Source organism: Collinsella sp. AM33-4BH (assembly GCF_003469205.1).
Classification (GTDB): domain Bacteria; phylum Actinomycetota; class Coriobacteriia; order Coriobacteriales; family Coriobacteriaceae; genus Collinsella.
Genome location: NZ_QSIN01000008.1, coordinates 42,566 through 62,952 on the forward strand (window position 1 = coordinate 42,566; position 20,387 = coordinate 62,952).

18 protein-coding genes are annotated in these 20,387 nt (G+C 58.7%); 5 read left to right on the forward strand and 13 right to left on the reverse strand.

Going from position 1 to position 20,387, the window contains the following annotated elements:
- Positions 1 to 262 precede the first annotated feature (262 nt).
- Positions 263 to 1,120 carry a class II fructose-bisphosphate aldolase gene (locus DW821_RS07100; protein ID WP_022095149.1) on the reverse strand — a complete coding sequence of 286 codons (858 nt, stop codon included), beginning with the start codon at positions 1,118 to 1,120 and terminating at the stop codon, positions 263 to 265.
- A 335-nt stretch (positions 1,121 to 1,455) separates the two neighbouring features.
- Between DW821_RS07100 and DW821_RS07105 the strand changes: the two genes are divergently transcribed.
- Positions 1,456 to 2,259, forward strand: a complete 804-nt coding sequence (locus DW821_RS07105) for a DeoR/GlpR family DNA-binding transcription regulator (protein WP_118066249.1) — start codon at positions 1,456 to 1,458, stop codon at positions 2,257 to 2,259.
- Positions 2,260 to 2,325: 66 nt separating this feature from the next.
- Here DW821_RS07105 and DW821_RS07110 read toward each other — a convergent pair whose 3' ends face one another.
- Together DW821_RS07110 and DW821_RS07115 are read right to left on the reverse strand one after the other, a co-directional pair.
- Positions 2,326 to 3,486, reverse strand: a complete 1,161-nt coding sequence (locus DW821_RS07110) for an FprA family A-type flavoprotein (protein WP_118066251.1) — start codon at positions 3,484 to 3,486, stop codon at positions 2,326 to 2,328.
- 129 nt (positions 3,487 to 3,615) lie between these two features.
- Positions 3,616 to 4,602 (reverse strand): LacI family DNA-binding transcriptional regulator, encoded by a 987-nt coding sequence (locus DW821_RS07115; protein WP_117629875.1) that lies wholly within the window; start codon positions 4,600 to 4,602, stop codon positions 3,616 to 3,618.
- 383 nt (positions 4,603 to 4,985) lie between these two features.
- Here DW821_RS07115 and DW821_RS07120 point away from each other — a divergent pair, with 383 nt between their 5' ends.
- Positions 4,986 to 6,191 carry a galactokinase family protein gene (locus tag DW821_RS07120; protein ID WP_117629876.1) on the forward strand — a complete coding sequence of 402 codons (1,206 nt, stop codon included), beginning with the start codon at positions 4,986 to 4,988 and terminating at the stop codon, positions 6,189 to 6,191.
- Entirely contained in the window at positions 6,182 to 7,810 is a 1,629-nt protein-coding gene (locus DW821_RS07125) for a UDP-glucose--hexose-1-phosphate uridylyltransferase (RefSeq protein ID WP_233505705.1), read from the forward strand. The genes DW821_RS07120 and DW821_RS07125 overlap by 10 nt, the downstream gene beginning before the upstream one ends.
- 241 nt (positions 7,811 to 8,051) lie before the next feature.
- Here the strand turns inward: DW821_RS07125 and DW821_RS07130 are convergent, their stop codons facing one another.
- The 8 genes from DW821_RS07130 to DW821_RS07165 all read right to left on the reverse strand — a co-directional run bounded on the left by DW821_RS07130 (position 8,052) and on the right by DW821_RS07165 (position 14,655).
- The gene (locus DW821_RS07130) at positions 8,052 to 8,987 is read right to left on the reverse strand and encodes a hexose kinase (protein WP_117629913.1); all 936 of its coding nucleotides are present in this window, start codon (positions 8,985 to 8,987) and stop codon (positions 8,052 to 8,054) included.
- 53 nt (positions 8,988 to 9,040) lie between these two features.
- Complete coding sequence (locus DW821_RS07135) at positions 9,041 to 9,922, reverse strand: aldose 1-epimerase family protein (protein ID WP_117629878.1); 882 nt, start codon at positions 9,920 to 9,922, stop codon at positions 9,041 to 9,043.
- A 374-nt stretch (positions 9,923 to 10,296) separates the two neighbouring features.
- A complete protein-coding gene (gene lacB, locus DW821_RS07140; RefSeq protein ID WP_006234831.1) occupies positions 10,297 to 10,821 on the reverse strand; it encodes a galactose-6-phosphate isomerase subunit LacB in 525 nt (174 codons plus the stop codon).
- Between the two features lie 63 nt (positions 10,822 to 10,884).
- Positions 10,885 to 11,313, reverse strand: a complete 429-nt coding sequence (gene lacA / locus DW821_RS07145; RefSeq protein ID WP_006234830.1) for a galactose-6-phosphate isomerase subunit LacA — start codon at positions 11,311 to 11,313, stop codon at positions 10,885 to 10,887.
- A 307-nt stretch (positions 11,314 to 11,620) separates the two neighbouring features.
- Positions 11,621 to 12,079, reverse strand: coding sequence for a hypothetical protein (locus tag DW821_RS07150; protein ID WP_118066253.1), 459 nt, complete (start codon positions 12,077 to 12,079; stop codon positions 11,621 to 11,623).
- Entirely contained in the window at positions 12,076 to 12,591 is a 516-nt protein-coding gene (locus DW821_RS07155; protein WP_118066255.1) for a hypothetical protein, read from the reverse strand. The genes DW821_RS07150 and DW821_RS07155 overlap by 4 nt, the downstream gene beginning before the upstream one ends.
- A gap of 506 nt (positions 12,592 to 13,097) precedes the next feature.
- The gene (locus DW821_RS07160; protein WP_089572387.1) at positions 13,098 to 13,436 is read right to left on the reverse strand and encodes a PTS lactose/cellobiose transporter subunit IIA; all 339 of its coding nucleotides are present in this window, start codon (positions 13,434 to 13,436) and stop codon (positions 13,098 to 13,100) included.
- A 214-nt stretch (positions 13,437 to 13,650) separates the two neighbouring features.
- Positions 13,651 to 14,655 (reverse strand): LacI family DNA-binding transcriptional regulator, encoded by a 1,005-nt coding sequence (locus tag DW821_RS07165; RefSeq protein ID WP_117629880.1) that lies wholly within the window; start codon positions 14,653 to 14,655, stop codon positions 13,651 to 13,653.
- 357 nt (positions 14,656 to 15,012) lie between these two features.
- On the opposite strand from DW821_RS07165, the gene DW821_RS07170 reads away from it, so the two are divergent.
- Together DW821_RS07170 and lacG are read left to right on the forward strand one after the other, a co-directional pair.
- A complete protein-coding gene (locus DW821_RS07170; RefSeq protein WP_118066257.1) occupies positions 15,013 to 16,782 on the forward strand; it encodes a PTS transporter subunit EIIC in 1,770 nt (589 codons plus the stop codon).
- Positions 16,783 to 16,848: 66 nt separating this feature from the next.
- Positions 16,849 to 18,288, forward strand: a complete 1,440-nt coding sequence (gene lacG, locus DW821_RS07175) for a 6-phospho-beta-galactosidase (RefSeq protein ID WP_117797501.1) — start codon at positions 16,849 to 16,851, stop codon at positions 18,286 to 18,288.
- A gap of 435 nt (positions 18,289 to 18,723) precedes the next feature.
- Here the strand turns inward: lacG and DW821_RS10195 are convergent, their stop codons facing one another.
- Positions 18,724 to 18,864 (reverse strand): hypothetical protein, encoded by a 141-nt coding sequence (locus DW821_RS10195; protein ID WP_158551494.1) that lies wholly within the window; start codon positions 18,862 to 18,864, stop codon positions 18,724 to 18,726.
- Positions 18,865 to 18,976: 112 nt separating this feature from the next.
- Positions 18,977 to 20,347 carry an ATP-binding protein gene (locus tag DW821_RS07180; RefSeq protein WP_117797502.1) on the reverse strand — a complete coding sequence of 457 codons (1,371 nt, stop codon included), beginning with the start codon at positions 20,345 to 20,347 and terminating at the stop codon, positions 18,977 to 18,979.
- Between the last annotated feature and the right edge of the window lie 40 nt (positions 20,348 to 20,387).

A 20,387-nucleotide genomic window follows, 5' to 3' on the forward strand; every position in this document is an offset into this window, starting at 1 on the left:
GCGGGTCCCCGTACTTAGTTTCCAAAATCATTCCGCAGCGCGAAGGCTTCTTATTATTTTCAGACCTAACACCACAAGGGCGACGACCTCGAGTAGGTCAACCGGGGAGGGACGAGGGGTTAGTTCTCTAATCTTTCCGCAGGAGGCAAAAAGCCTCGCCGCACGAAGTGCGCAGCGAGGCTTTTTGCATGCCCGAGGACGATTGGGGAACTAAGCCCTCGTCCCTCCCCGGGATATGTAGCGAGTCGGAGTGCCCTTGCTGTTACTCTGCTTTGCCCACAGAGTTGAGGTTGGTCATGCGGATCTTAACCAGCTCGGTGATCTCGCGCATGCCCTCCTTGGCCGGCTTCTTGGGATCGAAGCAGGCGGGGTTCTCGGCCATGTAGGCCATGAAGCCCTTGGTGTAGGCCTGACGCAGCTCGGTGGCGTAGTTGACCTTGCAGATGCCGTTCTTCACGGCCTCGGCAACCTGCTCATCGGGCACACCGGAGGTACCGTGCAGAACCAGCGGCACGTCGACGGCGTCGCGGATGGCCTTGACCACGGACTGCTCGATGTGCGGATCGCTCGTGTACACGCCGTGGCTGGTGCCAACGCCAATAGCGAGGGAGGTGCAGCCAGTGCGCTCGACGAACTCCTTGGCCTCGGCCGGATCGGTGTAGGGGCTCTCGCCCTCAACCGCGGGACCGTCGTCCTCCTTGCCGCCGACCTTGCCAAGCTCGGCCTCGACGGGCACGCCCATGGCGCGGCCAGCGTCGGCGACGGACTTGGTCAGGGCAATGTTGTCCTCGAAGGACTCGTGCGAGCCGTCAATCATGACAGAGGTGTAGCCAGTGCGGAAAGCCTGCATGCAGCGGTCATAGCCATCGCCGTGATCGAGGTGCAGAGCGACGGGCACGGAAGCGCGCTCGGCGGCAGCCTTGACCATGCCGTAGAAGTAATCCAGGCCAGCGGTCTTGATGGTGCCCGGGGTGGTCTGCATGATGACGGGGGACTTGGTCTCCTCGGCAGCGGCCAGAACGGCCATAACAAACTCGAGGTTCTCGACGTTGAACGCGCCGACGGCGTAGTGGCCGGCCTGAGCGTCCTTGAGCATCTTTTCGGTGGTAACAAGTGCCATGAGCGTTTGCTCCTCTCCCTCGCCCGCATCTGGACATCGGGCGTAGTTGATCACAAGGCGTTTTACCTTGCGTTTTGCTGCGCCCATTGTATGAAAATCGACGGCGTCGCACGTATGAGATATCACCGGCACACAGGTCAAGACACTCGTTTTTGAAAAGCAAACGGAAGGGATTCGCGCCGGATCCCTCTATACGACATTGCAGTTTTCAAGCGAATCATCTTTCTTTTATAGAAAAGATAAGTAATCGAAAGGTGTTTTCTTACTCAAAAAGAAAATGAACGAAAATGGACTCAACACAATTCCTGCAAATTTCAGACGATGATGGAGCGAATATGGCCCATGCAACAACCCGAGCTTTTGCCGACGAACGTCGCGCCGCCATCATGGAGATGCTCGAACATAACGCCTCGGTGCAGGTAGCAGAAATCGCCCAGACCTTTGGTGTGTCCTCCGTTACCGCCCGTGCGGACCTAGACGCGCTCGCCGAGTCCGGCAAGCTGCGCCGCACGCACGGTGGCGCTGTGTCGCTCCAGAAGCGACTGACCGTATCCACCCAGGATCGCCGTATCAACGTCAATGTTGCCGCCAAGCAGGCCATCGCGCAAAGCGCCATCGGGCTCGTCAATGACGGCGACACGCTGCTCGTCGACTCGGGCACCACGGCGCTCGAGTTTGTCCGGCTCCTCGATCAACGCAACGGCATCACCGTTATCACGGCCGACATCACCATCGCCGATTACATCGACGAGAGCATGCCCTCGGTCGATGTCGTCATGCTGGGCGGGGCACTGCGCAAAGGTCATCGCTATCTGTACGGCCCACTTACTATGCAGGCGCTCCAAATGGTCCATGCCGACCTTGCCGTCATGTGCCCCGGCGCTTTTGTTCCCGGCTGCGGCTTTACGACCGACTTTCCGCAGATGGCCGAGACCAAAACGGCCATGATCGCCGCAGCCCGTCAAAACGTGGCCCTCATGGACGCCAGCAAGGTCAACGGACGCGGCATGTATCGCTTTGCCGAGCTTGTCGATGTCGACACCATCGTGATGGACCGTGATCCCGATGATGCCGTCGCCACCTCAATCACCGAGACCGTCGACGACGCCCGCCCAAATCTCGTCATCGCCGGCGCTTAAACAAAAACCACCACAAAGGTGCCTGTCCCCTTTGTGGTGGTTTGAGCGTTGAAAGTGAACGTATCGCTACTTGGACAGCTCGTCAGCGAGGGCCTCGATCTGGGCGCGCGAAGCGTCGTTGAGCGAACCCAGGACGGTCACCTTATTCTGCGTCAGCGTGATGTCTTTCATGCCCTCGAGCTCCTTGGCCATAACCTTAGCGGCGGCAGGTGCCCAAGAGCCAGCCTCGACGAGCGCCACGGTGCGGTTCTGGTAGGCATGCTCAGCGAGCGTGTGGATAAAGGTGCTCATGAACGGGAAAATCTCGCCCTGATAGGTAATGGAGGCGAGCACCAGGCGGTCGTAGCGGAACGCATCCTCAACGGCCTCGGCCATGTCGTCGCGAGCCAGGTCAAAGACGGAAACCTTCTGGCCGCGAGCCTCAAGCGCAGATGCGAGCTCCTCAACGGCGGCCTTCAGATGGCCGTACACGCTCGCATAGGCAATCGTGATGCCCTCGTCCTCGGGCTGATAGCTCGACCAGGTGTTGTAGGTGTCGAGGTAATAGCCCAGGTTCTCGGTAAGAACAGGGCCGTGGAGCGGGCAGATAACCTGGATGTCCAGATCGGCGGCCTTCTTGAGCACGGCCTGCACAAACTTGCCGAACTTACCCACGATGCCAAAGTAATAACGGCGCGCCTCGCAAGCCCAACCCTCGGGATCCTCGATGTCGTTAGCGCCAAACTTGCCAAAGCCGTCGGCACTAAAGAGCACCTTGTCGGTGGCCTCGTAGGAGAACAGCACCTCGGGCCAGTGCACGTTGGGGGCGCCGACAAAGGTTAGGCTGTGGCCGCCCAAATCGAGCACGTCACCCTCCTTGACAACCATCTTGCGCTCGGGGAAGTCGGTGTCAAAGTAGTTAACCATCATGCGGAAGGCGCCCATGCTTGCCACAATCTGTGCCTGGGGATAGCGCTCCATAAAGGCGGCGATGCCGGCGGAGTGATCGGGCTCCATGTGATGGATGACCAGGTAGTCGGGCGTGCGACCGTCGAGTACAGCCTCGAGGTTACCGAGCCATTCGTCGACAAACCCGCCATCGACTGAATCGGCGACAGCGATCTTTTCGCCCAAGATAACGTAGCTGTTGTATGCCATACCGTTCTCGGACACATCGTACTGGCCCTCGAACAGGTCAATGTCGTGATCGTCGACGCCAACGTAGCGGATATCCTTGGTGATCTCCATCAGGCAAAGCCTCCTAGATAGACAAAAGAGCCCGTTTATCATAGCACTCGGCTGCATCCCAACAGCTATCTGCCGGCATCCTTACCGATTGTTATTAAAATGCGATAAATCGCCGTTTACCAGCACAAACTATGAGCGCGGTATCGCCGTGCTATGTCGAATGATGAGCTGGCCGGGAATACGAATGGCAACGGTTTTGCCCACCGTACCCGCCTCGGGAACCGCATGCTCAAACACCTCGCGCCCACGCTGATGCAAGTCGAATCGAACGGTCGTGAGCTCGTTGTGTGCTACAAAATCATCGAGCGAATCATCGACGCCCACCACGCTCACGTCCTCGGGCACGCGCAAGCCGCTATCGCGCAGCGCGGCGATGGCACCGTTTGCCATTTGGTCGTTTGCCGCGTAAATCGCCGTCATGGTGCGGTCGTGCTCGGCCAGATATCTGCCGGCTTCGTATCCGCTGTTGGCAGACCAATCGCCCTCGAGCGGCGCCTGCGGCTTAATGTGCTTACGCTCGAGTGCATCCTGCCAACCGGCGCGACGAAACCGCTCGTCGACCGAGAACGACGGGCCGCCAATATAGCGAATCTGATCGTGTCCCAGCTCAAACAGGTGATCCATAAGCAATAGCGAGCAGCCGTAATGGTCGGAATCGACTGTGGTCACGCGCGGATGCGCGTACATGGTAACGATGACCGTGCCAATGCCCGGCAACGGATCAAACGTCTCAAAATCGGGTGCCATGCGACTCATGCCGATAATGATGCCGTCCACGGGCAGCGCGGCCATACGACGCGTGGCCTCGGCAAGCGAAAACTCCTCGGTCTTGGACATCTCGACCAGCGTGATGGCGCAATTATGCTCGCGAGCAGCGCTGGCGATGCCGTCGATCATTGAGAGGTTGCCAAACTTGGTGACATCGTTGACGCACAGGCCGACCGAATGGTAACGGCCGTCGCGCAGCGAGCGACCGGCATAACTCGGACGAAAGCCGAGCTCTTGCATAGCGGCCTGCACGCGCTGGCGCGTCTGCTCGTTGACGTTAGGCAAACCGTTGGCGACGCGCGAAACCGTCTGCTGCGAAACGCCAGCAGCGCGGGCGACGTCGGCCATGGAGACCGGACGCGTACCTGTATCGTTGGACGGGCGCCTTGCCACAGGATCACCTTCACCCTTGCGAGATCTGAATAGCGTGAATGCCGGCCTGGGCAGAAACACGCCCTGCACCGAGGCCCGCTATCGTCGGACGCATGTTAACGTACTCTACTTTTTCTATCTGCATCTTTTCTGCTTTATAAGTCCATACGACAGTACCGTTCACGGCTGTATTTCTACCGATTACCAGATTCTCAAAAAGTGACAAGCGATGTGTTATGAGTACGTTAACATAACCCGTAACGTGCGGTATCGTGGACACTTGGTTCATGCCGCTTCAAGTTGTTAACGTACTCATAACGACGCAAAACTCACCCGTGCGCGCCAAGGAAAGGACTCCCATGACCACCCCCGACGAAAAGACACTCGCCACGCTCACCAAGCTGTTTGAGGAGGAGTTTGGCCCCATCGGCGACCGCCAGGTTCTCTATGTGCACGCGCCCGGCCGCTCCGAGATCAGCGGCAACCACACCGACCACGAGGGTGGCCACGTTATCGCCGGCTCGCTCGATGTCGCCGTTGACGGCATTGCCGTGGCGACCGATTCCAACAAGGTTCGCGTCGCCGACGAGGGTTATCCTACGTTTGAGATCACGCTCGACACGCTGGATATTCAAGAGTCCGAGAAGGGCACGTCCGCAAGCCTCGTGCGCGGTATGGCCCACGAGGTCGCAGGTCTCGGCGTTGAGCCCCAGGGCTTCGACTTTGCCTTTACCTGCTCCGTCCCCTCGGGTGGCGGCCTTTCTAGCTCCGCCGCTGTCGAGGCGGCTTACGGCCGCGCCATGGAGACGCTCTGGGGCGCGCCCGCCATTGAACCCGTCGCACTCGCCCAGATGAGCCAGCGCACCGAGAACAACTACTACGGCAAGCCCTGCGGTCTGATGGACCAAGCTGCCGTGTGCCTGGGCGGCCTCGCCTACATGGACTTTGAGGACCAGGCTCAGCCTAAGACCCAGAAGCTCGAACTCAACTTTGAGGATCACGGCTATGCGCTCGTGCTCGTCAAGGTCGGCGCCGACCATGTGGCAGCCACCGACGACTACGCCGCTGTTCCGCGCGAGATGCAGGACGTCGCCGCCGAGTTTGGCAAGGCACGCCTGTGCGAGGTAAACGTGGCGGACTTTGACGCCAAGCTCCCCGAGCTGCGCGCCAAGCTGGGCGACCGCGCCTGCCTGCGCGCCGTTCATTACTGGTACGAGAACGGCCTGGTCGATAAGCGCTGGGCGGCCCTGAACGCCGGCGACATTGACCAGTTCCTGGTCCTGACGCGTGAGTCCGGCGCCAGCTCCGCCATGTACCTGCAGAATGTTGTTGCCAAACTGGGTGCCGAGCAGCCTTCCATGTACGCGCTTGCTCTTGCCGAGCATGTGCTCGACGGCCGTGGCGCCGTTCGTATCCACGGCGGCGGCTTTGGCGGTACCATCCAGGCCTTCGTGCCGCTCGATCTGGTCGACACCTTCATTGCCAAGATGAACGGCTGGCTGGGCGAGGGCTCTGCCCGTCACTACGCCATCTCTGACAAGGGGGCTTACGCGGCATGGCTGTAATGACTGACGTGCGAGAGGCCGCGCAGAACCTGATCGAGTACGCCATCCACCGATCGATGATCGGCCAGGACGACCGGATCTGGGCATACAACACCATTTTGGAGTGCATCGGCGCCACGGGCCCCGCACTCGACATGGCTTGGGCACTCAAGACCGAGAAGATTTCGCTCTTGCACCCCGATACACTCCCCGACTTTGACCTGGAGGGCACGCTTGCCGCGCTTTCCGAGGCCGCCGTTACCAACGGTGCCGCCGAGGACACGGCGTCAGGCCGCGACCGCATCGCCATGCGCATCATGGGTGCGCTCATGCCGAGGCCTTCGGTTGTAAACGAGGAGTTCAACGGACGTATGGGCGTCAACGAGCCCCGCGCCGCAACCGACTGGTTCTACGGCCTGTGCTGCGACGCCGGCTACGTGCGCCGTGCCGCCATCGCGCGCAACATCAAATGGAGCACCCCCACCAACTGGGGTGACCTGGAGATCACCATCAACCTGTCCAAGCCCGAGAAGGACCCACGCGATATCGCTGCCGCCGGCGCCGCAAAGAACACGGGCGAAAAGTACCCCGCCTGCCAGCTGTGCATCGAAAACGAGGGCTACCCGGGACGCTCCGCCGCAGCCGACGGCGGCGCCCACCCCGCTCGCCAGAACCTACGCGTTATTCCCATTCAGCTTAATGGCGAGCGCTGGGGCTTCCAGTACAGCCCGTACGCCTACTTTAACGAGCACTGCATTGCCATGAGCTCCGAGCATCGTCCGATGCACGTCGACCGCAAGGGCTTGACCTGCCTGCTCGACTTTGTGGACCTGTTCCCGCATTACTTCATCGGCTCCAACGCCGACCTGCCTATCGTGGGCGGCTCGATTCTGTCGCACGACCACTTCCAGGGCGGCGCGCACGAGTTCCCCATGATGCATGCCGCCGAGGTCTCGCAGTTTAGCATGCCCGGTTTTGACCAGGTCACCGGCACTGTGCTGCAGTGGCCGCTCTCGGTGCTGCGCCTGCGCTCGCATGACCGCGCTCAGCTGCTCGACGCTGCCGAGAAGATTATCCTCGCCTGGCGCGAGTGGACCGACGAGTCTGCGGGCGTTATCGCGCACACGGCCGACGGCGTAGCGCACAACACCGTGACGCCCGTCATCCGCCGCGTCGACTCCCGCGGCAACGCCGGCGGCGAGATTTACGAGGCCTACCTGGCGCTTCGCTGCAATATCACGACCGACGAGCATCCGCTGGGCGTTTTCCACCCGCATGCCGAGTATCACCACATTAAGAAGGAGAACATCGGCCTGATCGAGGTTATGGGCCTGGCTATTCTTCCGCCGCGCCTGGTTCCCGAGCTCGGCGCTGTCCGCGAGCACCTGCTGGCAGCCAAAGCCGATACCAGCTACGACCTTGCCGCAGCGCTCGAGGGCGACGACCTTTGCCGCAGCCATGCCGCGTGGGCCGAGGACGTCTATGCCCGCCGCGCCGACGAGCTTACGGCGGACAACGCCATCGACATCCTGCACGAGGAGGTCGGCGTAGTGTTTGGCCACGTGCTCGACAACGCCGGCGTCTTTAAGTGGGACGAAGCCGGCCGCGCCGCCCAGCAGCGCTTTATCGACTCACTGTAATGATCCCTTGGGGACGGAGGAAAACGGACTATTTCGTCTTCAAGACAACGGCGCCCGCCGGCAACATCGCCGACGGGCGCCGTTTTTGAGTGTAGTCATTGGGGACGTTCTTAAACGACTAGTCAAACAAGAACGTCCCCAACAACTAATGACTCGAGCGTGGAAAATCCCCCACTTTGAACTCGTATGGGCACCAAAAGCGGGAGATTATCCACGATCATTCTATTAGGAGTCGCAACCGCTACAACTCTACGACCTCAACGTTGCTGTAGATCTCGTCCCAGCGGTCCATGATCAGGTGGCCGGTCTTGGGATCCATGGCGTTGAGCTTACCGCAGGTATTGGCGGTCTTGAGCACCGTGACGTCGTCGGCACCAGCAGCAATGGCATGCGCAAAACCGGCGATGGTCGAGTCGCCGGAACCCGTTGCGTTCACAGCCGCAATCGCGGGCGTCTTGGCGCGGAACGCGCGACCCTCATGGAAGCCCACCGAACCGGCAGCGCCCATCGAAACGACAACCCAGGGAATACCGGCAAAGCGGCCATCGGCGGCAAGCGCCTCGCGCAGGGCATCGACATCATCGGTCGTAAAGGACGTACCCAGTAGGCCGTTAATCTCGGTCAGGTTGGGCTTTACGAGCTCGGGCTTAGCGTCGGACTCCAGCGCTGCCTCCAGCGATGCACCCGAGGTGTCGAGCAGCACCTTGGCGCCCGCCTCCTCGGCGATCTTGACGAGCTCGGCATAGTAGCCGGCATCGACGCCACGCGGCAGCGAGCCCGAAAGCGTCACAACGTCCGCCTTCGCCGCGAGCTCGGCGAACTTGGCCGTAAAGGCCTCGAGCTCGGCCGGGGCGATCTGCGGGCCGCTCTCCAGCAGCTCGGTCTGATTACCCTCGTGCAGAATATTCAGGCAAATGCGCGTCTCACCGGCGATGGGCACAAAGTCGTTCTTGACGCCGTCGGCATCCATAAGCTCGGCCATATAGGCACCCATGTGGCCGCCAAGCAGACCAGTCGCGAGCACGTCGTCTCCCAGTTGCAGCAGCACACGGCTCACGTTGAGGCCCTTGCCGCCAGCGGTCTTTTCGGGCGTGACGCGGTTAACGTCGTCAATGATCAGCTTGTCGAGCTGATAGCGCGTATCAATCGACGGGTTCATGGTGACGGTCAGAATCATATTGAACTCCTGTTCCGGGGCGGCATGACCCGCCCCAAACATACGATAACTCGTTAAAGGATCTCGATCTCAAAACCGCGAATGACGGTCTCCCCCGGCTTGGCAACCAGGCAGCCACGCTTGTGCTCCAGAATATCGTCCTCATCGGAGCAGGTAGACAGGCCGCCCCACGGTTCCACGGCCACAAAGTCACCCTCGGGCTTGCTCCACACAATCAGGTATGGCATATCGGGGAACGTCAGGCGCACGCCCTTGTCCTCGGTTTTCTTGGTCAGCGTAACCACGCGGCTCTCGAGCACGTCAAAGATGGTCTCCGCGAAGTCGAAGAGTTCGTGGGCAAGCGGCAGGTTCTGGTCGATCATGGGGTTCTTACTGCGATGCTCAACATCAATCAGGCCCGTCGAGGGAACGGCAGTACAGAGCTCGGCGGCCTCACGCTGATCAAAACGAAGCTCATAGTCGTCATAGGACTCGTCCTCGTCGAGCGGGCACTTAAAGCCGGGGTGGCCACCCACAAAGAACGGCATGTCCTCGGTGCCCTCATTGGTCACCTCGTACGACACGGCCACCTTTGCCGCATCGATCGTGTAACGAGCAACGATCTTAAACGGATACGGGTACTGCTCGAGCAGCTCGGCATGGTCGGCAGAGCTTAGGCTCAGTGCAACCATGTTGTCGCTCTGTTCCTCGAGCTTCCACTCCTGTTTGCGCGCAAAGCCGTGGCGGGCGAGCCTAACCTCGCGGCCGCCCATGGTCATTGCGTGACCGTCGCGAAGGCCGCCGCAGATCGGGAAACAAATGGGTGCCTGGCCCGACCAGACCGCCGGGTCACCCTGCCACAGGTACTCACGGCCGTTGGCCGCAATAGAAGTGAACGATCCGCCAGCCGTGCTCAGTGCTACGCGGATAGAACCGTTATCAAGAACAAACTCCATAGGAGCCTTCCCTTTCTTACGACAGCCCGCCAAGTCAGTGGGGCTGATAGAAAACCGGCCCGCGCCCCCTCACAGAAACGCGAGCCGTCAATTGAAAAGCTGCAGAATGCCGGGGGCCGCCAAAACGAAGCACTCAAGCCAAGCAAGCAAACGTGTTATCGGAGCAACTTGCCATACCAGAACGCTTCGCAACAACAGCGGTAACCCCACAGGTCACTCAGACATCAGCGAGAAGCCAGCTGGCGAGGCAAGGTGCCGTGAAGCGAGACGGCATTGACCTTCTGGTCATGCCGTCGAAGCTGAGCGGCAGATTGCCCGCCAGATGGCTTCGCAGCGTCGACCGGTCCGGCGTTTGTTAAAACGCCGGAACCCCCTTAGTCGTGATACTCGCCGCGGTCCCACTTCTCGAGGAACTCGTCAAAGAAGTGCGGGTCAGCCTGAGCCTCGGCGTCGGCCTTATTGCAGGCGTCGATCTTGGCAATCAGGGCGTCGTGCTCGGGAGTCTTCTCGTAGGGCTCCTCCAGGAAGGCAAGCATGATATCGGCCATCAGGAACTCGCCGGTGATCTTGCCGCCAAAGCCCACGATGTTGGCGTTGAGCTCGCGACGGGCATACAGGGCAGAGGTCATGTCGCGAACCAGGGCGCAGCGAGCGCCGGGAACCTTGTTGACGGCGTTGGTGATGCCGATGCCGGTGCCGCACAGGGCCACGCCAAAGTCGGCCTTGCCGCTGGCAACAGCCTCGCCCACGGCCTTACCGTAGATGGGATAGTGCGTACGGGTGTGGCTGTAGGTGCCGCAGTCGAGCACCTTGTAGCCAGCCTGCTCCAGGCGGTCGGCCAGATAGATCTTCTCGTCCGTAACGATATGGTCGCAACCGATTGCGATGGTCTTCTTCATCAGAACGTCCTTTCGTCTGAATTCACAAGTTGAGATAGAAGTTCGAGTTCTCGGTGGCTCTCGTTAGGCCATCTTGTTGAGCATGTCGACACGGATCTGGTGACGGCCGCCGGCGTACTGGGCGCGCAGGAACTCGCGGGCGATCTTCTTGGCGACCTCGGTGCCCACAACGCCCGGGCCCATGGTGACCATGCGCGAGCCGTTGTGCTCGCGGGTCATGTAGGCGGAACGCTCGTCGGAAATGTTGGCGACGACCATGCCCTTGATCTTGACGGCGGCCATATAGGAGCCGACGCCGTACTTATCGAATGCGAAGCCCTGGGAATCCTTGTGCTCCAGCAGGTCCTTGGCAACGGCGGTCGCGGAATCGACAAAGTCCGCAGCAGGGGTCTCGGAATAGTCGACGACCTCGTGACCGTCAGCGATGAGCATCTCCTTGATGGACTCCTTCATCGACATACCGTCGGCATCGGAAGCGATTACAACCCTCATGACATCCTCCTTGAGAGATACGCAGGTGCGTAGTTTCTGTTTGGAAGTGTTGAATCGCGCTCAGGTCCGGGCATCTGAATGTGCGGTTCTTCACTGTTCATGTTTATTTGAACACATTCGAACATAGGTTGCAACCATTATTTGTTTAACTTTGTTCTTTTTTGAACAAATACCGTTTACGGTTGATTGCCGACCGTTTGAGCCCGGCGCAGACGTAGCGACCATGTCTTCAACAAACAAAAGGGCGGCCGAGAACGTGTCTCGGCCGCCCTTCTTACGGTTGATCTTCCAAAGATCGCTTTGCCGCCTACTCAGACTGCCCGCTCTTCTTGGCATGTTTGGACGGAGCGCTCAGAAAACGTCCCGTTAAATAGTTCGCCGGGCCGGAAATATCGATCCCCAGCAGCGTGTGCCCCAGCCACAGAAACGCCGCGAGCACCAGCAATGGAATAACGCACGAAGTCACAATCATCACGATGACGCCTTCGATCAGATCGGTCACCTGTTGCACAATCTCATCGGTCATCTGTTTGGCGCCGTTGGTCACCGACGCGACAAGACCCGAGGCACCGTCGGCAAGCTGCTCAAGCACGTTCTTGGATTCTGTGGACTCGGACTTTTTCTTGCTCGTTTTGGAGCTATTGCCGTCTGCCGCACCCGCAGCGTCGGCCGCCTTTTGCTCGGCCGCTTCGATGCTCACCCGATACGTCTCGTCGACCTTTTGCGACACCCATACGCTTGCAGGCACCAAGGCCATGCCGATCACGGCACCACCAGCACGCGGGTCGCCACGCGGCGCAGGACAGCGCTCGTGCTCCAGCGTCCGTGAATGCCAAGCGAGACCGCAAAGAGCACCAGCGCAAACGGGATTAAGATGCCCAAGCCAACCGACCACAAAATCGTGAGCAAATATTTCTCTAGGTAGAGCACGGCAAGCACGATGCCCAAGTTGCCCGAAAGCTGCGCGAGCTGCTCGGCAACCGGCGTTCCCGTATCACCCGGCAGCGCGGTAATGCCCGCAGACAGCGCCACGCACGAGGTCGTGAGCGCCAAAACGTTGCCCTTCTTTTGGTCGATGACCTCGATGGTGGAGTCCCATGTTTTGGTATCGGCAAAATGCGGACGAGCCACAAAGCCCGACAGCAGCGCCAGTACCACGAGTGCAACGATAAAGCCAATCTGCAGCTTTTTGTTTGCGCACACGACATCGGACAGGCTGGGCTGCAGCTCGGTTACCGTCGTGTGCTCGGTTATCTGGACAGGACGCCCATGAGCCATCTCGTGCGCGTCTCTTTTTTGTATTGACCCGTTATCCGGCATTTGGATGCCTCCTCATTCCGGCCTGTATTGCGGTGGAAAGTATACCCACCCATCGAAAAACCGAACGGGAGGGCGTGCAGAAGCTCCATAACGCTGCTAGTCGAATAGTGCCATTTCAAAACTATGCCGGTTTACTACGATAAAACCGATAGGACCGACCACATTTGCTATTAGCAGAAAATGACAAGCTTTCTACCTGCGGCTTTGATAACGCTGTTCTTTCCATAGTTGAAAGAATGCGATTCATCGTAGTAAACCGGCATAGTTTTGTAACCGACAGACCGAGTCGGCACCGCAGCAAACCTAATGACCCGGTTTCTTCCATCCTCAAAGGATCGAATGCATGGCAGGAGTGTCCCAAACTGCCGGCAGATAAGGAACGTCCCCAAGTGCCGGGTAAACAGAAAAGCCCTGCCGCGGGTAGCGGCAGAGCTTTTGGAAGGGGACTTGGTTGTGAGAGCTCGTTAGGCGAGCTTAGCCTCGAGTGCGGCGATGCGCTTATAGGCATCGATGGTAAAGCGGGTCTGCTTCTCCAGGATCATGGTGGTCATGAGAGTGTCCTGAGCGTGAGCCATGATGAAGGTCATCTCCATCTCGCCGCCGCCGGCCTCCTGCGAAAGCAGCTTGGTCTGCGTGTCGTGGGCGCCGATAAGTGCATCGCTGGCATCCTTGTGCAGCTGCTCGGCCTTCTCAAAATCACCCTCGCGAGCAGCATCGAGCGCTGCAAGCAGATCGGTCTGGGCGTCGCCCGCGTATGCGACAATCTCAAATCCAACCATCGAGATTTCTTCTTTGGTTGCCATATTGCGTTCCTTTCACATATGAACCAACGGAGAGCATCGCGTCCGGGCATACGCGCTGCGCTGTGTATGGCAGGAACATTAACATTCAAACAAAAAAGAACAGCGCAAAACGTAATTTCGAGCTATGAACGGTTGCTTTTCACCCGTGAACGGTTTTTAAACCAATCTGAACATTCTCAAACACAATTAGCGGCAACCCAAACAGGTCCGCACCCTAGCGTATATCGCGCACCGTATCGCCCTCGACGAGCACACCCGGAAACAGCATGTGCTCCACACCGGGTGCAGCGCCCTCGGCGCCGGCAATCTTGTCGACCGCCCACATGCCGACGCGCTTGTTGTCAAAGCGCACCGTAGTCAGGCGACGATCGGGCACGATATCGCCCAAACTATCGTCAACACCCACCACGCTTACGTCCTGGGGCACGTGCTTCCCGCGCGACTCGAGCCCGCGAATGCAGCCGTAGGCCATGGCATCGTTGGAAGCATAAATGGCTGTGCAGTTCGAATCGTCCGCAAGCACCTGGCCGGCGGCATATCCGCTCTGTGCCGTCCAATCGCCACGGACGAGTCGCGGCGGCTCAATACCATGCGCGCGCAATGTCTCGCGCCAGCCCTCCTCGCGACGCATGCCCGAAAGCGAGCGCTCGGGGCACGAGATAAAGTGCACGGTCTTGTGCCCCTGCTCCAGCAGGTACTCGACCACCTGGCGCGAGCAATCGAACTGGTCGTTATCGACTGTTGAACAGAGCGGGTGCTCCAGCATGGTAACGAGCACCGTCTGCATACCGGGCAGCGGCTCGAAGGTGCCAAAGTCCGCCGGCATGCGATTCATGATCACAACCATGCCATCCACCGGCAGCGCGCTCATGCGCGACGATGCGCTCTCGAGGGTATACGGATGCCCGTCTACTTTAGTGAGGGTGATGGCATAGCCATGTTTGTCGGCCGCGGCGGCAAAGCCCTCCATACGGTCGAGGTTGCCGGTGCCGGTAATGTTGAACATGGCGACGCCGACGGTCTTAAACTTGCCGCGGCGCAGCGATCGACCGGCAAAATTGGGGCGATACCCCAGCTCGCGCATGGCGGCGCGCACGCGCTCCTTGGTCTCGAGGCGCACGCTGGGCGAATCGTGCACCGTACGCGAGACTGTCTGCTCCGAGACGCCCGCGAGACGCGCCACGTCCTTAACGGAAACCGATTTTTTAACAGCGGCCATAGGTCGATCTTTCTATGTCAACGATGCCATTGAAGACATCCTGCGCAGTCATTTTGAACACCTTTAAGTATATCCAACGCCTCCCCAACGATACGCTTACCACCCAAAACCTACCGTTCACCGACAATTCTGCTTCCCCGAGCGGCTTTTGTCGCCCAAATGTTAACGTTGCCATTGTGCAAACACAGAGCCACCGGGCGGCTCAAACGTTTACGCGCAAGGAATCGACGGTCCACAGGCACAAGGGCCACCGGTTCGCGTCTTTTTTTGTGCCGCAAAATGGCAACGTCAACATTTTGGCAACCGAACGTCAAAAGCTACCATCGTTGCTAACCCACCGACTCTTAGGAGCATTGCATGGAGCAACTCATCGCCATCATCGAAAAGGGCCAGCCCTTTTTCAACGCGATCGCCCGCAACAAGTACCTCAAGGCGATCCGCGACGGCTTTATCTCCGTCATCCCCATCATCATCTTCTCGTCCATCTTCTGCCTGGTAGCCTCGGTCCCCAACATCTGGGGTTTCTACTGGCCCGATGACATCAACAACGCCCTGTGGAAGTGCTACAACTACTCCATGGGCATTCTGGCCATCGCCTGCGCCGCCACCACGGCCAAGCACTTCGCCGACGCCCAGAACCGCGATCTACCCAAGAACAACCAGATCAACTTCATCTCGTGCATGTGCGCAGCCATCATCGGCTTCTTGCTCCTTTCGAGCGACACGATCGCCACGGATGCTGCCAGCGGCTTCAACACCACCTACCTTGGTTCCAAAGGCCTGTTGACCGCCTTTATCGCTGCGTTTGTGACCGGCATCATCTACAAGTTCTTCATTAAGCGCAACATCACCGTCAAGATGCCCGAGCAGGTTCCGCCCAACATCTCGCAGACCTTTAAGGACATCATCCCCTTCTCCGTCTGCATCACCGTCTTTTGGGTCTTTGACATCGTCTTCCGCGCTGCCTTTGGCTTCTGCTTTGCCCAGGGCGTCATCCAGGTGTTCCAGCCCCTGTTCACCGCCGCCGACGGCTATATCGGCCTCGCTGTGATCTACGGCGCTATGAGCCTCTTCTGGTTCGTCGGCGTCCACGGCCCCTCGATCGTCGAGCCCGCCATCGCCGCCGCTCTCGTTGCCAACATGACCGACAACCTGGCTGCATTCCAGGCCGGCGAGCACGCCACCGCCGTCCTGACGCAGGGAGCCCAGTACTTCGTCGTCTGCATGGGCGGCACCGGCGCCACGCTCGTCCTGGTCTTTATGTTCTGCTTCCTGGCCAAGTCCCAGGAGATGCGCGCCGTCGGCAAAGCAGCCATCGTCCCCGTGTGCTTTGCCGTCAACGAGCCGCTGCTGTTCGCCGCGCCTATCGTGCTCAACCCCGTCTTCTTTGTCCCGTTTGTCTTTGCCCCGATCGCCAACATCTGGATCCTCAAGGTCTTTATCGACTTCTTGGGCATGAACGGCTTTATGTACACCCTGCCCTGGACCGTCCCCGGCCCCATCGGCACCATCATGGGCCTGGGCTTCCAGCCGCTCGCCTTTGTGATGCTCGCCATCATCCTAGTCATCGACTTTGCCCTGTACTACCCGTTCTTCCGTGCCTATGACGCCCAGAAGTGCGCCGAGGAGGCCGAGATCTCCCAGGAGGAGCTCGCCGCCAAGAACGCCGAGAAGGCCGCCAAGCTCAACGACGCCTTCCAGGGTAAGGCCGACGCCAAGAGTGTTGCCGCCGGCGCCGCTGCCGAGGTCGTAAAGACCGACGCTGCCCCCGCTGCTGCCGCCACCGAAGCTACGGCCGCCAGCGACCTCAACGGCAAGCGCGTACTCGTGCTCTGCCAGGGCGGCGGCACTTCGGGCCTGCTCGCCAACGCACTGGCCAAGGCCGCCAAGGAGCGCGGCATCGATCTTGAGACCGCCGCCGATGCCTATGGCAACCACGTGGACATGCTTCCCGACTTTGACCTGGTCGTCCTGGCCCCGCAGGCCGCCAGCTACCTGGCCGACCTGCAGAAGGACTGCGAGCGCGTGGGCAACAAGTGCGTCGCCTGCCGCGGTAAGCAATACATCGAGCTCTCCCAGAACGGCGACAAGTCTCTCGCCTTTGTGAGCGAGCAGCTGTCGAAGTAAGTAACGCTTAGGGCCAGCCGACTATCCAAGACCGGCTGGCCCTTCGATTTAAACGATTGGATCATCATGTCCGTTAACCCTGCCAGCGTCACCAACCCGCCCGCGCAGTTTCCCGAGGACTTTGTCTTTGGCGGCGCCACCGCTGCCTACCAGGTAGAAGGCGAGACCCGCACCCACGGAAAGGGCAAGGTCGCCTGGGACGACTTCCTGGAGGCCCAGGGCCGTTTCTCCCCCGACCCCGCCTCCGACTTCTACAACCAGTACCCCGTCGATCTGGAGCTGTGCGAGGAGTTCGGCATCAACGGCATCCGCCTCTCCATCGCCTGGAGCCGTATCTTCCCCGAGGGTACTGGCAAGGTAAACCCCGAGGGCGTGCAGTTCTACCACGATCTCTTTGCCGAGTGCCACAAGCACCACGTTGAGCCGTTTGTCACGCTGCATCACTTTGACACGCCGCTGCCCCTCTTTGAGAAGGGCGACTTCCTCAATCGCGAGACCATCGACGCCTTTGTGGACTTTGCCACCTTCTGCTTTAAGGAATACGCTGACCAGGTGACCTATTGGTTCACCTTTAACGAGATCTGGGCTGACGCCTCCAACACCTACATCGAGGGCACCTTCCCCGGCGGCGTCAAAGCTCATCTGGCCGAGGCCTTCCAGTGCGAGCACAACATGATGCTTGCCCACGCCAAGGCTGTGCTGGCCTTCCACAACGGCGGCTTTAAGGGCAAGATCGGCGTCATTCAGTCGTTGGAGTTCAAGTACCCGCTCAACGAGAACGACCCCGCCGACATCAAGGCCGCCAACAACGAGCACGTGCTGCAAAACCAGTTCCTGCTTGACGCCACCTTCCGCGGCGACTATGCCCCCGACACCCTCGAGTGCGCCAACCGCCTGGCTGCCGTCTCGGGCGGCACCATCGAGATCCTGGACAAGGACCTCGAGATTATGCGCGAGGCCGCGCTCTACAACGACTACCTGGGTGTCAACAACTACCAGTGCCGTTTCCTCAAGGCCTACGACGGCGAGAACGACCTGCACCACAACGGCACGGGCGAGAAGGGTACCGGCCGCTGGCGCGTCAAGGGCATTGGCGAGCATGTGAACAAGCCCGGCATCCCCACCACCGACTGGGACTGGATCATCTATCCCGAGGGTCTGTTCGATCTGCTCGTCTACATTAAACAGCGCTACCCCAACTACAAGCAGATTTTCATTACCGAAAACGGTATGGGCTACAAGGACCCCTACAAGGACGGCTTTGTGGACGACCAGCCGCGCATCGACTACATCGAGCAGCACCTGCGCTGGCTGCTTAAGGCCATGGAGGTGGGCGTCAACGTGGGCGGCTACTTCCTGTGGAGCCTGCAGGACCAGTTCTCCTGGACCAACGGCTACAACAAGCGCTACGGCTTCTTCTACGTAGACTTTGAAACCCAGAAGCGCACGCCCAAGGCAAGCGCCTACTGGTACAAGCACGTGGCGCAGACCCGTCGTCTGGACTAGTGGCTTGCAGTTGGCGTAATTGCCCTGCTCACATAACTTGTCCCCATTTCTCAGCCGGGGGCGGCACGTCACACGGCGCGCCGCCCCCGGCCTTTGTGTTTGGGCGGACCGGGAGCCGTTTGTCTCGATCTGTAACATCTGACCCGCGGTTTCGGCCCCAACTGTTACAGATCGAGATGAACACACAGGGCAATCCTCTCAGTCTCAATCTGTAACATCTAGCTAAGTTTTTGGGTCCTAGTTGTTACAGATCAAGATGAACGCACGAGCCAACCCTCTCAATCTAAATCTGTAACATCTGGCGGGTTATTTCTCCCCTACCTGTTACGGATCGAGATGAATAGATTAGACCTAGCCTAAAAATCTCAACCTGTAACACGTAGCCGAGTTTTTCAGTCCTAACTGTTACAGATCGAGACAAACAGGCCGAGCAAGCTACACCCGTAGGTCTTTCACGCTGGAGCATTCGACCAGCACGCCCGAAACAAGCGTACGGCTTCTGGAGCTCGGGGCTTCTAGGCACGCAACGACCTCGTCGGGCGCACGGACACCCAGTCCGCGGTGACGGAACTTCACCGACATATCCCGAAAACTCGATCCCCGGCTTAGCTTGCGCGCATTATCACAATAAACCCCCAACGATACACGGTCCTGCGGTTCAATGAGCCACAGGACCGCATGCCGTCGATCAGATAAAGATCGTCATATACAGAGGTAGATATATCCTATGCCCTTCAGCCCTGAGCTGTTTTGGGTGAAGAACTATCTCTTCTCCGACTCGTCGTTCGAATCGTCTGCCGAAATCGTCAAGCGAGATTGTTGAATACGATTTGGAAGATTTAACTTCAACAGGAGTGACCCGCGGTTTTCCAGCCGCGTCTTCAAAGCCGCGCGAAACAAGAAAATCAATTTCACGCGTTCTGGGCCGACTCCCCTCTGTTTTGGAAGGCTCCTGCCAGCTGTAATAAAAAAGCGAATGCCCCAGACTCTTAAGCTGCTGCGCCACGATGTTCTCGATTAGCATTCCTTTATTAATTGAAATTCTTCCAAATTGAATGTCTCTATGAACATCCATAAGGTCCGGACCATCATCAAACGCCAAGCTCACGAGCAATCCCGTGTCCGCCATATAGCATTTAAGCGAAGACGCGTCCTCGTGCAGGCGGTAACCCACGCTCGGATCACTGCATAAATAGCAACGGTTAATCAGTCGCGCATCCTCAAGCCAGATTAACGCCGACTCATATGTCTCAAAACGGGACCCCTTCTCCAAGCTGTCAAATTTGAACCGTTTATTTGCCGCAGATAATTGACCCGGAATATCGTCATAAACCGCCCGCGCACGTCTAGCGTCCGAACCTCCAAACTTGGCAATGTCCTCCCTGTACAGTGCGATAATCTGCCGTTTAACCCTGTCGCATCCTCTAAAATCATTCTCTGCCACAAAGGAGTCGACCGACTGAGGCATACCACCGACAAGCATATACTCATCAAATAATCTCATGCACGTCGCATGAACGCCGTCCGGAAGCGCGGTCCGAGATTCGCGCCCTTTACGGATCTCTTCTGCATAAAGATCTTTTCCGGTCGCCCAAAGATACTCCTCAAAATCGAGGGGCTCGAGAGGGATCCTTTCTTCCTCTGACGGTATGACAATGCTATCGACATTCTTTTTGATGGAGACAAGAGAGCCTGTCTCGATGTAATCAAATCTGCCGTCTTCTACAAGATGCTTTATGTATTCGCGCGCGATGGGAAACCGCTGCACTTCATCAAAAATGACCAGCGACTCTCTCGGTTCGAGGGCCTTACCATACTGCAGCTGAAGCATGCGTAAAAAAAGATCGACATCTTCACGATGGTTCAGAAATATATCGAGCGTGGCTTTGCTAGCAGCCGAAAAGTCAATGTACAGATAATCCTTGTATTCATTTTGCGCGAAGCACTTGACGAGCGTCGTTTTGCCAACGCGTCTTGCACCCTCAATAAGCACCGCAGTGCGCCCTTGCGAGCGTTCTTTCCACTCCTGCAGACGATCATATGCCTTCCGTTTAAACATAATCTCACCTCAGCATAATTTACGTGCTAGTTTACAAAAA